This window comes from Streptomyces sp. NPDC002156, from assembly GCF_053593675.1.
The window spans coordinates 20,963-32,259 of the sequence record NZ_JBSFDA010000118.1 but is presented as its reverse complement, the minus strand read 5'-3'; the positions used below and the strand labels follow the sequence as shown (position 1 = coordinate 32,259).

Below are 11,297 nucleotides of genomic sequence, written 5' to 3'. Positions count from 1 at the left end.
GAGCCTTGCGCTACGTGTGTAGTGGGCGGCCCTGGCAACAGGGCCGCCCCCTTCACACGTACTCGCGACGTACGGACCGGTCAGCCGGTGACCTCCACCGCCGCCAGGTTCTTCTTCCCCCGGCGCAGGACCAGCCACCGTCCGTGCAGCAGGTCCTCCTTCGCGGGAACCGCGTCCTCGGTGGCGACCTTCACGTTGTTCACGTACGCGCCGCCCTCCTTCACCGTGCGCCGCGCGGCCGACTTGCTGGCCACCAGGCCGACCTCGGCGAACAGGTCGACGACCGGTCCCGCCTCGGCGACCCGGATGTGCGGTACCTCGGAGAGGGCCGCGGTCAGCGTCCGCTCGTCCAGCTCACCCAGTTCGCCCTGGCCGAAGAGGGCCTTGGACGCGGCGATCACGGCGGCCGTCTGCTCGGCGCCGTGCACCAGCGTCGTCAGCTCCTCGGCGAGCGCGCGCTGAGCGGCCCGCGCCTGCGGACGCTCCGCGGTCTGCGCCTCCAGCGCCTCCAGCTCCTCCGGGGACTGGAAGGACAGGATGCGCATGTACGTCGAGATGTCCCGGTCGTCCACGTTCAGCCAGAACTGGTAGAACGCGTACGGTGTCGTCATGTCCGGGTCGAGCCAGATGGCGCCGCCCTCGGTCTTGCCGAACTTGGTGCCGTCCGCCTTGACCATCAGGGGCGTCGCCAGGCAGTGCGCCTCGGCGTCGGGCTCCAGCCGGTGGATCAGGTCGAGGCCCGCCGTGAGATTGCCCCACTGGTCGCTGCCGCCCTGCTGGAGCGTGCAGCCGTACCTCCGGTACAGCTCCAGGAAGTCCATGCCCTGCAACAGCTGGTAGCTGAACTCCGTGTAGCTGATGCCTTCCTGGGACTCCAGGCGCCGGGCGACCGAGTCCTTCGTCAGCATCTTGTTGACGCGGAAGTGCTTGCCGATGTCCCGGAGGAACTCGATGGCCGACAGGCCGGCCGTCCAGTCCAGGTTGTTCACCATCACCGCGGCGTTCTCGCCATCGAAGGACAGGAACGGCTCGATCTGCGCGCGCAGCCGGGTCACCCAGTTCGCGACCGTCTCCGGGTCGTTCAGCGTGCGCTCCGCCGTCGGACGCGGGTCGCCGATCTGGCCGGTCGCCCCGCCCACAAGGGCCAGCGGACGCAGGCCCGCCTGCTGGAGGCGGCGCATGGTGAGCACCTGCACCAGGTGGCCGACGTGCAGACTGGCCGCCGTCGGGTCGAAACCGCAATAGAACGTGACGGGACCGTCCGCGAGCGCCTTGCGCAAAGCGTCCTCGTCAGTGGACAGGGCCCAGAGGCCACGCCACTTCAGCTCGTCGACGATGTCCGTCACGGTTCTCGTATCTCCTTGTGGATGGTCTTCGTACAGTCAGTTGTACGGCAGTCGAGCGACTACCGGCTACGAGGTTATACGCCCTGACTGACAGAGCTCATATTGAAGTCCGGCACCCTCAGCGCGGGCATCGCGGCCCTGGTGAACCAGTCGCTCCACTCCCGGGGCAGCGTCTTCTCCGTACGCCCCGCCTCGACGGCCCGCCCCAGCAGATTCACCGGCGACTCGTTGAACCGGAAGTTGTTGACCTCCCCGCTGACCTCGCCGTTCTCGACGAGGTACACCCCGTCGCGGGTCAGGCCGGTCAGCAGCAGGGTGGCCGGGTCGACCTCGCGGATGTACCAGAGGCAGGTCAGCAGCAGCCCGCGCTCGGTGTTCGCGACCATCTCCTCCAGGGACTTGTCCTCGCCCCCGTCCAGGACGATGTTCCCGATCGCCGGGGACACCGGCAGGCCGGTCAGGCCTGCGGTGTGCCGGGAGGTGATCAGCCGGTTCAGCTCGCCCTCGCGGATCCACTCCGTGGCGCTCAGCGGCAGCCCGTTGTCGAACACCGACTGGTCGTCGCCGGAGGAGTGGGCGAGCAGGAAGGGGGAGGCCTCCAGACCCGGCTCGTTCGGGTCGCTGCGCAGGGTCAGCGGCAGCTCGGTGAGCTTCTCGCCGATGCGTGTCCCGCCGCCCGGCTTGGAGAACACCGTGCGCCCCTCGGCGGCGTCCCGCGCGGACGCCGACCACAGCTGGTAGATCAGCAGGTCGGCGACGGCCGTCGGCGGCAGCAGCGTCTCGTACCGCCCGGCCGGCAGCTCGATCCGCCGCTCCGCCCAGCCGAGCCGTACGGCGAGTTCCGCGTCGAGGGCGGCCGGGTCGACGTCCTTGAAGTCCCGCGTCGACCGCCCGGCCCACGCGGACCGCGTACGGTCCGGGGACTTGGCGTTCAGCTCCAGCGTCCCGTTGGGCTGGTCATGGCGCAGCCGCAGCCCCGTCGACGTACCCACATAGCTCGACACCAGCTCGTGGTTGGCGAAGCCGTACAGCTCCCGGCCACCGGCCCGCGCGCGGGCGAACGCCTCGCCGAGCGCCGGCGCGAAGTCGGCGAACACCGCGGACGAGGTCTCGGTCGGCGCGTCCGTGAAGTCGGGGGACGACGGCACACCCGCGACCAGCGGCTGGGCGTCCTCCGCGGGGCTCGCACCGCGCGCGGCGGCCTCGGCGGCCCGTACGAGCGGTTCCAGCTCGTCGGAGGTGACGGCCGCGCGGGAGACGACCCCCGAGGCCGTGCCCTGCTTGCCGCCGACGGTCGCGACGACGGTGAGCGTGCGCCCGCGCGTGACCCCGTTGGTGGTGAGGGCGTTGCCCGCCCAGCGCAGGTTGGCGCTCGACTCCTCGTCGGCGATGACGACACACCCGTCGGCCCGGGACAGCTCGAGGGCCCGCTCGACAACCTCGTGCGGCTTGTTCATACGGGCGCTCATCGACCGGCCTCCTGCGTGGTGTTCAGAATGTTGACGCCCTTGAAGAGGGCCGACGGGCAGCCGTGGGACACGGCCGCGACCTGGCCCGGCTGGGCCTTGCCGCAGTTGAAGGCACCGCCCAGGACGTACGTCTGCGGACCGCCGACGGCCGCCATGGAGCCCCAGAAGTCGGTGGTCGTCGCCTGGTAGGCCACGTCCCGCAGCTGCCCGGTGATCCGGCCGTTCTCGATCCTGAAGAACCGCTGTCCGGTGAACTGGAAGTTGTACCGCTGCATGTCGATGGACCAGGACCGGTCCCCGACGACATAGATCCCGCGGTCGACCCCGCCGATGAGATCCTCGGTCGCCAGCCCGGCCGGGTCCGGCTGCAACGACACATTGGCCATGCGCTGCACGGGCACATGCCCGGGAGAGTCGGCGTACGCGCACCCGTTGGACCGCTCGAACCCGGTCAGCTTCGCGATCCGCCGGTCCAGCTGGTAGCCCACCAGCGTCCCGTCCTTCACCAGGTCCCACGACTGACCGGCGACGCCCTCGTCGTCGTACCCGATGGTCGCCAGGCCGTGTTCGGCGGTGCGGTCGCCCGTGACGTTCATCAGCTCGGAGCCGTACTTCAGCTTGCCGAGCTGATCGAAGGTGGCGAAGGACGTGCCCGCGTACGCCGCCTCGTAACCCAGCGCCCGGTCCAGCTCGGTGGCGTGGCCGATGGACTCGTGGATGGTCAGCCACAGGTTGGACGGGTCGACGACCAGGTCGTACAGTCCCGCCTCGACGCTCGGCGCTCGCATCTTCTCGGCGAGCAGCTCGGGGATCTGCTCCAGCTCGGACTCCCAGTCCCAGCCCCGGCCCGTGAGGTACTCCCAGCCGCGCCCGACGGGCGGCGCGATGGTCCGCATCGAGTCGAACTCGCCGCTCGACTCGTCGACCGAGACGGCCGTGAACTGCGGGTGCAGCCGCACCCGCTGCTGTGTGGTGACGGTCCCCGCGGTGTCGGCGTAGAACTTGTTCTCGTGCACCGTGAGCAGTGAGGCGTCGACATGGTTGACGCCGTTCGCCGCGAGCAGCCGCGCGCTCCACTCGGCCAGCAGCCCGGCCTTCTCCTCGTCCGGCACGGTGAACGGGTCGATCTCGTAAGACGAGATCCACGTCCGGTCCGCGTGCACGGGCTCGTCGGACAGCTCCACCCGCTCGTCGGACCCCGCCGCCTTGATCACCTGGGCGGACAGCTTCGCCATGGCCACGGCCTGCGAGGCGACCTTCGCGGCGGCGTCCATGCTCAGATCCACGCCCGACGCGAACCCCCAGGTACCGCCGTGCACCACCCGCACCGCGTACCCCAGGTCCGTGGTGTCGGACGATCCGGACGGCTTGGCGTCCCGCAGCCGCCAGGACGCGCTGCGCACCCGCTCGAACCGGAAGTCCGCGTGGTCGGCACCGAGCGCACGCGCACGTGCGAGGGCGGCGTCGGCCAGGGCACGTAGGGGCAGTGCCAGGAATGACTGATCGACCTCATGGGCCATGAGCGGCCTCTCCTTGTCACGGTGAGTGTGATGCGTCTGTCTCGCAGTGAATCATGCAGGTCTGACAGCGAGGCTTCCAACGGATTCACTTCGATCTGTCCGGGCCCACCGACTGTAGAGACCCGACAGGACCAGGGGTGAGCCACTGTCGGTGCCCGATTGTCCGCGCGTGCGGGCGGACCGATAGGTTTTTGGAGAAGCAGCCTGTCAGCCGGGTGTTCGGACAGGTGTTGAACCGCTAACGAAAGGGTGATCCGTTGAGCCGCTCGGTTCTCGTCACCGGAGGCAACCGGGGCATCGGCCTCGCCATCGCCCGCGCGTTCGCCGATGCCGGCGACAAGGTCGCCATCACATACCGATCCGGTGAGCCGCCGACAGGCTTCCTCGCCGTCAAGTGCGACATCACCGACACCGAGCAGGTGGAGCAGGCCTACAAGGAGATCGAGGCCGAGCACGGCCCGGTCGAGGTCCTCGTCGCCAACGCCGGTGTCACCAAGGACCAGCTCCTGATGCGCATGTCCGAGGACGACTTCACGTCCGTCGTCGACACCAACCTCACCGGCGCCTTCCGCGTCGTCAAGCGTGCCAACCGCGGCATGCTGCGCGCCAAGAAGGGCCGCGTCGTCCTCATCTCCTCGGTCGTCGGTCTGTACGGCGGTCCCGGTCAGGCCAACTACGCCGCCTCCAAGGCCGGTCTGGTCGGCTTCGCGCGGTCCCTCGCCCGTGAGCTGGGCTCGCGCAACATCACCTTCAACGTCGTCGCGCCCGGCTTCGTCGACACAGACATGACCAAGGTCCTCACCGACGAGCAGCGCGAGACCATCGTGAAGCAGGTGCCGCTCGGCCGGTACGCGCAGCCGGAGGAGATCGCCGCAACGGTGCGGTTCCTCGCCTCGGACGACGCCTCGTACATCACTGGAGCCGTCATCCCCGTTGACGGCGGACTGGGAATGGGTCACTGATCACCATGAGCGGAATTCTCGAGGGCAAGCGCGTCCTGATCTCCGGTGTGCTGATGGAGTCGTCCATCGCCTTCCACGCCGCCAAGCTGGCCCAGGAGCAGGGCGCGGAGATCATCCTGACCGCGTTCCCGCGGCCCACGCTGACCGAGCGCATCGCCAGGAAGCTGCCCAAGCCCACCAAGGTCATCGAGCTCGACGTCACCAACGACGAGCACCTCGCACGGCTGGCCGACCTCGTCGGCGAGGAGCTCGGCGGCCTCGACGGCGTCGTCCACTCCATCGGCTTCGCCCCGCAGGACGCCCTCGGCGGCAACTTCCTGAACACGCCGTTCGAGTCCGTCGCCACCGCGATGCACGTCTCGGCGTACTCCCTGAAGTCGCTCACCATGGCCTGCCTGCCGCTGATGCAGAACGGTGGCTCGGTCGTCGGCCTCACCTTCGACGCCAAGTTCGCCTGGCCGCAGTACGACTGGATGGGCCCCGCCAAGGCCGCCCTTGAGGCCACCAGCCGTTACGTCGCCCGTGACCTGGGCAAGCAGAACATCCGCTGCAACCTCGTCTCCGCCGGTCCCCTCGCCTCCATGGCCGCCAAGTCCATCCCGGGCTTCGGCGAGCTGGCGTCGGTGTGGGACGCCCGGTCGCCCCTGGAGTGGGACCTGAAGGACCCCGAGCCGGCCGGCCGCGCCATCGTCGCCCTGCTCAGCGACTGGTTCCCGAAGACCACCGGCGAGATCATCCACGTGGACGGCGGGCTGCACGCGATCGGCGCGTGACCACCGCCGACGCCTCCTGAGGCTCGGCCGACGTTCGAGGGCTCGCGTTCCGTTCCGGCGCGGGCCCTCGGCGTGTCACCCGTTCGGCTCATCCGGCCGAGCGGGGGAGAGGGCTAACTGGGCACTCTGGATTACGCGTTCACCTCGCGTTCCTCCCGAGCACGGCCGAGGAGGTCTTCCTTGTGCGCCTGTCTCGCAGCTTCGCCCCGCTGCTCGTCGCCGTAGCCCTCGCCACCGCCCTTCCGTACGAGGCCGTTCCCCACGCCCACGCGCGCGTGGAGGCACGGCAGCCGGAGCGGCCCGAGCCCTTCGGCGCCACGTGCCACACCCGGATCGCCGGCTCCGAGGTGACCGCGTACTGCCACAACCCCTACGTGGCCACCGACCGCGTACGTCTGCACATCGAGTGCGACCGCTGGTGGGACCTGGACAGCGACGGCGCCTCGGTCGAGGCCGGGCCCGCGCAGACCGTACGGCTCACCGGCCGCTGCTGGAAGGAGGTCCGCTCGGTGTGGGTCAGCCACCAGAAGCGGACGGCCTGAGCCGGCACGAGAACGGATAGCCCGCAGCCTCCCTGGCGGCGGCCGCCGCGTCGCCCGCGCGGATCGCGTCCACGAGCGGGGCGTGGTCCACCAAGGAGTCAGGGGTCAGCTCCTCGCCCACGTCGTCGCGCAGCCACTCCCGCAGCACCTCGCCCAGGTCCGCGTACATCGCCGTCATCACGTCGTTGTGGGACGCGGCCACCACGGCCATGTGCAGGCTCGCGTCGGCCGTCACGAACGCCTCCGCGTCGCCGGACGCCCAGGCCTCGTCCCGGCGCACCAGGAGCGCGTCCAGCTGCCTGAGGTCGCGTTCGGTGCGGCGCAGGGCCGCCAGCTCGGCGGCGCCCGACTCCAGCGTGGACCGCAGCTCGGCGATGTGCCGGGGGTCCGCGTCGGCGAACCGGCGGTGCATCACACCGGCCAGCTCGCTGGTCGCCACGACGTAGGTGCCCGAGCCCTGGCGGATGTCCAGCAGCCCGTTGTGTGCGAGGGCCCGGACGGCCTCGCGGATGGTGTTCCGGGCCACTCCGAGCTGCTCGACAAGCTCCGGCTCGGTCGGGATACGGGCACCGACGGGCCACTCGCCCGAGGTGATCTGGCCCCGCAGCGAGGCGATGACCTGCTCGGACAGGGCCGATCGACGGGGGTGGCTCAGCGGTGGCATGGCACATCTTCGCACGGGGGACTACAACCAATCATCCCATGATTCTATGATAGTCGGCATGGTGAGCGAGGAAACCCGGACGACGACGTCCATGCCCATGCCCATGTCCACATCCATACGGAGTTCCGCCGGGCCGGAGAGCGAAGCCGGGGGAGCGGCCACGCGCGCGTGGCTCACGCGGCTGGTCGTCGTCGGCGTCGTACTGGCCGCCCTCAACCTCCGCCCCGCCATCTCCAGCTTCGGCGCCCTCCTCGAAGAGGTGCGCGACGGAGTCGGCATGAGCGGCACCCTGGCCGGAGTGCTCACCTCCCTGCCCTCGTTCTGTTTCGCCCTCTTCGGAGTCATGGCACCGCGCCTGGCCCGCCGCTTCGGCGTCGGCGCGGTCGTCTGCGGGGGCATGGTCGCCATCGCCGCAGGACTGGCGATCCGGCCCTACACGGGCACCACCGCCGGTTTCCTGGCCGCCAGCGCGCTCGCCCTCATGGGCATCGCGGTCAGCAACGTCCTGATGCCGGTCGTCGTCAAGCGCTGGTTCCCGGACCGGGTCGGTTCCATGACGGGCCTGTACTCGATGGCCCTCGCCCTCGGGACCGCCACCGCGGCGGCGGTCACCGTGCCCATGACCGATGCGCTGGGCGGGAGTTGGCAGGCGGGACTGACCGTCTGGGCGGTTCTCGCGGCGGTGGCCGTGGTGCCCTGGATCCCGCTCGTACGGGAACGGGGCCCGGGCGGTGACCAGCGGGAGGCGCCCCACGCGCGCGGGACGTCCACCGTCGGTCGACGGGCCGGCGCACTGCGCATCACCCGCAGCCGTACCGCCTGGGCGCTCGCCGTGTTCTTCGGGCTCCAGGCCACCGCCGCCTACATCACCATGGGCTGGCTGGCGCAGATCTTCCGGGACGCGGGTGTCCCGGCCGGCACCGCCGGACTGCTGCTCGCCGTGACCATGGCGATGGGCGTGCCGCTCGCCTTCGTCATCCCGCGCGTCGCCACACGCCTGCCCCACCAGGGCCCGATCGTGGTCTTCCTCGGCGTGTGCGGACTCCTCGGGTACGCGGGCCTGTACCTCGCGCCGGCCGGCGGCGCCTGGGCCTGGGCGGTCCTGCTCGGCACCGCCAACTGCGCCTTCCCGCTGGCCCTCACGATGGTCGGGATGCGGGCCAGGACGGGCGCTGGCGTCGCCCAGCTGTCGGCCTTCGCGCAGAGCACGGGCTATCTGATCTCCATCCCCGGGCCGCTCCTCGTGGGCGTGCTCTACCAGCACAGCGGGGGGTGGGGGCTGCCGCTCGCGCTGATGGCCGGCCTGATGCTGCCGCAGATGGTGGTGGGCGTACTGGCCGGACGCGATCGCACGGTCGAGGACGAGGCGGAGGCGGCCCGCTGACCCCACCCCCGGGCTGCGGGGCACCCCGGGCACCCCGGGCACCCCGGAGGCACGGGCAGGTGCGACGGGTGCGAGACTGGCCGTATGCCAGTGCTCGACCCGAACCCCCAGAACGGCCAGAAGAAGATGCTGCTCGTCTTCGGCTCCTTCTTCGCCATCTTCGTGATCATCGCCGTCATCGCGACCATCGCCTCACCGTGAGGGCCGTTGGTGGGGGTATCCCCACCATCCCCTAGGGGGCGAGTCTCAGGGTCAAGTGGGTGGATCACCGGATGGGTTGAGGCCCGCCGGTTCCGTAACTTCGAGGTGTGGCCGCGAGATCCGGGCCACCGACGGCTCGAAGACCCACGGAGGCATCATGTCGGCCCGCACGCACTCCCGGCCCCTTCCGGCGACCACGCGTGGAGTCGACATACGGCTGCCATGGTGGGCCCTGGCCCTGCCGACGCTCGCGTTCGTCGTGCTGCTCGCCCTGATGCTGAACCCGACCGACGCACAGGCGGCGACGGGCGACCCGGTGATCGCCCACTTCCTTGAGCGCGCGCGGGAGCTGGTGGTGCGTTGAGCGCCGTAAATGCCTCATTCCCACCTGCGGAGCCGCCCGTCAACTCCCTGCGCCCCATGGCGTGTTTCATGCGAAGCTGGATGCCATGAGCGTCGCAGAATCCCGCACGATCGTCCTCTTCCGGCATGCGAAAGCCGACTGGCCCCAGGTGGCCGACCACGAGCGCCCGCTCGCTGACCGGGGCCGGAAGGACGCCGCTGTCGCCGGACGAAAACTGGCCGACACCGGCACCCCCTTCGACCTGGCCCTGTGCTCCACCGCCACCCGGACCCGAGAGACATGGAAACTCGCGGTCCAGGAACTCCCGCAACGGCCGAAGACCGTCTACGAGGAGCGGATCTACGAGGCCTCACCCGGCCAGCTCATCGCCCTGCTCAACGAAACCCCGGACGACACCCGCAACGTGGTCCTGATCGGCCACAACCCCGGAGTGCAGGCCCTCACCGACATCCTGACCGGCGACACCGAGAGCGACACCCGAACGAAGCTGACCAACCTGGGCTTCCCGGCAGCGGCCTTCGCGGTGCTGACCTTCGAGGGCCCCTGGAAGGCCCTGGAACCGGGCACGGCGACACTGCTCGACTACTGGGCCCCGACGGAGTAGACAGGCCGACGCAGGCAGACAGGCTGTGGACAGGCGTTAGCAGGCAGGCTGTGGGCAGGCGTTCCGCACGGGCGGAACGGGTGGGCACAGCCTGCAACCCGCACCCGGCGACGAAACAGAAGCCCCCACCAAAGAGCAGCCGCCCCGCCCAACTCCCAGAGGGCTACTCGTGGGTGTCCGCCGCCTCGACCTCTTCCCGAGTAACCCCCAGCAGATACAGCACGGTGTCCAGGAACGGGAAGTTCACCGCAGTATGCGCAGCCTCCCGCACCACCGGCTTGGCGTTGAACGCAACGCCGAGCCCCGCCGCGTTCAGCATGTCCAGATCGTTCGCCCCGTCACCGATCGCCACGGTCTGGTCCAGCGGCACCCCCGCCTCCGCGGCGAACCGCCGCAGCAGCCGAGCCTTGCCCGCCCGGTCCACGATCTCGCCGACGACCTTGCCCGTCAGCTTCCCGTCGACGATCTCCAACGTGTTGGCCTGGGCGAAGTCCAGCCCGAGCCGCTCCTTGAGATCATCCGTGACTTGGGTGAACCCACCCGAGACGACCCCGACCTCGAAGCCGAGCCGCTTCAGCGTACGGATCAGCGTGCGCGCTCCCGGCGTGAGCCGGACCTCGCTGCGCACCTTGTCCACGACCGACGCGTCGAGCCCCTTGAGCAGCGCCACGCGCGCGTGCAGCGACTGCTCGAAGTCCAGTTCCCCGCGCATCGCGGCGGCGGTCACCTTGGCGACCTCGTCCTCGCAGCCCGCGTGCGCGGCGAAGAGTTCGATCACCTCGTCCTGGATGAGCGTCGAGTCCACATCCATGACGACCAGACGCTGCGCCCGCCGGTGCAGCCCCGCCGCGACGACCGCGACATCGACACCGAGTGCCGCCGCGTCGGTGACCAGGGCGGTGCGCAGCGGCCCGGTCGCGACACCGGAGACGGCGAACTCGACCGCCGTCACGGGGTACTTGGCGAGCCGGAAGATACGGTCGATATTGCCGCCGGTCCTGGTGATCCGCGCGGCGATGGCGGCGGTCGACTCGGCGGTCAGCGGATGCCCGAGCACGGTGACGACCGAACGACCGTGTCCGCGCGGCCGGTTGTCACCGAGCCCGGAGATGATCTCCGCCTGCATCTTCATGGACTCCGCCCAGCTGTGGACGGTGGCCCGAAGATCACCTTCGAGCCCGGCAGGCGGCTGCGTCACCAGCGCGCACAGCACCATGCGGCCACGCGTGACGACCTGCTCGATGTCGACCACGTCCACGGAGTAGGCGGCAAGCGTGTCGAACAGACCGGCGGTGATGCCCGGTCTGTCCTTGCCGAAGATTTTGACGAGAAGAGTGGGTACGTCAACTGTCTGCGCAGCGTTCATGGTGTTTCCACCGTATCCGGCACCCAGTGCCCACCGCGCACGCGGTCCGCCTGACGGACGGGGAACAATACGTTTCGGGTGCGTGACGAAAAGCTTACGCGC

12 protein-coding genes are annotated in these 11,297 nt (G+C 69.9%); 7 read left to right on the top strand and 5 right to left on the bottom strand.

Translation table 11 applies throughout. The annotated features are described in order from the left end of the window. Positions 1 to 80: 80 nt before the first annotated feature. From tyrS to ACWCRB_RS34805, 3 genes are all read right to left on the bottom strand, one after another. The gene (gene tyrS, locus ACWCRB_RS34815) at positions 81 to 1,346 is read right to left on the bottom strand and encodes a tyrosine--tRNA ligase (RefSeq protein ID WP_450999870.1); all 1,266 of its coding nucleotides are present in this window, start codon (positions 1,344 to 1,346) and stop codon (positions 81 to 83) included. 74 nt (positions 1,347 to 1,420) lie between these two features. Further along, positions 1,421 to 2,815 carry a metallopeptidase TldD-related protein gene (locus tag ACWCRB_RS34810; RefSeq protein WP_450999869.1) on the bottom strand — a complete coding sequence of 465 codons (1,395 nt, stop codon included), beginning with the start codon at positions 2,813 to 2,815 and terminating at the stop codon, positions 1,421 to 1,423. Next, positions 2,812 to 4,335 carry a TldD/PmbA family protein gene (locus ACWCRB_RS34805; protein WP_450999868.1) on the bottom strand — a complete coding sequence of 508 codons (1,524 nt, stop codon included), beginning with the start codon at positions 4,333 to 4,335 and terminating at the stop codon, positions 2,812 to 2,814. Before ACWCRB_RS34805 ends, ACWCRB_RS34810 begins: the two co-directional genes overlap by 4 nt. A 257-nt stretch (positions 4,336 to 4,592) precedes the next feature. Here ACWCRB_RS34805 and fabG point away from each other — a divergent pair, with 257 nt between their 5' ends. The 3 genes from fabG to ACWCRB_RS34790 all read left to right on the top strand — a co-directional run bounded on the left by fabG (position 4,593) and on the right by ACWCRB_RS34790 (position 6,612). Then, positions 4,593 to 5,297: a 3-oxoacyl-[acyl-carrier-protein] reductase gene (gene fabG, locus ACWCRB_RS34800; RefSeq protein ID WP_369033743.1), complete on the top strand. Its 705-nt coding sequence runs from the start codon at positions 4,593 to 4,595 to the stop codon at positions 5,295 to 5,297. A gap of 5 nt (positions 5,298 to 5,302) precedes the next feature. Further along, positions 5,303 to 6,070: an enoyl-ACP reductase FabI gene (gene fabI, locus ACWCRB_RS34795; protein ID WP_369033742.1), complete on the top strand. Its 768-nt coding sequence runs from the start codon at positions 5,303 to 5,305 to the stop codon at positions 6,068 to 6,070. Between the two features lie 182 nt (positions 6,071 to 6,252). Continuing rightward, the gene (locus tag ACWCRB_RS34790) at positions 6,253 to 6,612 is read left to right on the top strand and encodes a hypothetical protein (protein WP_450999867.1); all 360 of its coding nucleotides are present in this window, start codon (positions 6,253 to 6,255) and stop codon (positions 6,610 to 6,612) included. Here ACWCRB_RS34790 and ACWCRB_RS34785 read toward each other — a convergent pair. Beyond that, complete coding sequence (locus tag ACWCRB_RS34785; RefSeq protein ID WP_450999866.1) at positions 6,587 to 7,276, bottom strand: FadR/GntR family transcriptional regulator; 690 nt, start codon at positions 7,274 to 7,276, stop codon at positions 6,587 to 6,589. The genes ACWCRB_RS34790 and ACWCRB_RS34785 overlap by 26 nt on opposite strands. 58 nt (positions 7,277 to 7,334) lie before the next feature. Here ACWCRB_RS34785 and ACWCRB_RS34780 point away from each other — a divergent pair, with 58 nt between their 5' ends. From ACWCRB_RS34780 to ACWCRB_RS34765, 4 genes are all read left to right on the top strand, one after another. After that, on the top strand, positions 7,335 to 8,660 hold the full coding sequence (locus ACWCRB_RS34780) for a CynX/NimT family MFS transporter (protein WP_450999865.1): 1,326 nt from the start codon (positions 7,335 to 7,337) through the stop codon (positions 8,658 to 8,660). 84 nt (positions 8,661 to 8,744) lie between these two features. Then, entirely contained in the window at positions 8,745 to 8,861 is a 117-nt protein-coding gene (locus ACWCRB_RS34775; protein WP_105974872.1) for an SGM_5486 family transporter-associated protein, read from the top strand. 157 nt (positions 8,862 to 9,018) lie between these two features. Beyond that, positions 9,019 to 9,225: a hypothetical protein gene (locus tag ACWCRB_RS34770; protein ID WP_369033738.1), complete on the top strand. Its 207-nt coding sequence runs from the start codon at positions 9,019 to 9,021 to the stop codon at positions 9,223 to 9,225. A gap of 85 nt (positions 9,226 to 9,310) precedes the next feature. Then, a complete protein-coding gene (locus ACWCRB_RS34765) occupies positions 9,311 to 9,829 on the top strand; it encodes a SixA phosphatase family protein (RefSeq protein WP_450999864.1) in 519 nt (172 codons plus the stop codon). Positions 9,830 to 9,992: 163 nt separating this feature from the next. Here ACWCRB_RS34765 and serB read toward each other — a convergent pair whose 3' ends face one another. After that, positions 9,993 to 11,195 (bottom strand): phosphoserine phosphatase SerB, encoded by a 1,203-nt coding sequence (serB, locus tag ACWCRB_RS34760; protein ID WP_369033736.1) that lies wholly within the window; start codon positions 11,193 to 11,195, stop codon positions 9,993 to 9,995. Between the last annotated feature and the right edge of the window lie 102 nt (positions 11,196 to 11,297).

Bases quoted from the DNA above. Each gene is read 5' to 3' on its own strand.
- ACWCRB_RS34810 (WP_450999869.1), bottom strand. From the start codon at position 2,815: ATGAGCGCCCGTATGAACAAGCCGCACGAGGTTGTCGAGCGGGCCCTC.
- ACWCRB_RS34805 (WP_450999868.1), bottom strand. From the start codon at position 4,335: ATGGCCCATGAGGTCGATCAGTCATTCCTGGCACTGCCCCTACGTGCC.
- fabI (WP_369033742.1), top strand. From the start codon at position 5,303: ATGAGCGGAATTCTCGAGGGCAAGCGCGTCCTGATCTCCGGTGTGCTG.
- ACWCRB_RS34785 (WP_450999866.1), bottom strand. From the start codon at position 7,276: ATGCCACCGCTGAGCCACCCCCGTCGATCGGCCCTGTCCGAGCAGGTC.
- ACWCRB_RS34780 (WP_450999865.1), top strand. From the start codon at position 7,335: ATGGTGAGCGAGGAAACCCGGACGACGACGTCCATGCCCATGCCCATG.
- ACWCRB_RS34775 (WP_105974872.1), top strand. From the start codon at position 8,745: ATGCCAGTGCTCGACCCGAACCCCCAGAACGGCCAGAAGAAGATGCTG.
- ACWCRB_RS34770 (WP_369033738.1), top strand. From the start codon at position 9,019: ATGTCGGCCCGCACGCACTCCCGGCCCCTTCCGGCGACCACGCGTGGA.
- ACWCRB_RS34765 (WP_450999864.1), top strand. From the start codon at position 9,311: ATGAGCGTCGCAGAATCCCGCACGATCGTCCTCTTCCGGCATGCGAAA.
- serB (WP_369033736.1), bottom strand. From the start codon at position 11,195: ATGAACGCTGCGCAGACAGTTGACGTACCCACTCTTCTCGTCAAAATC.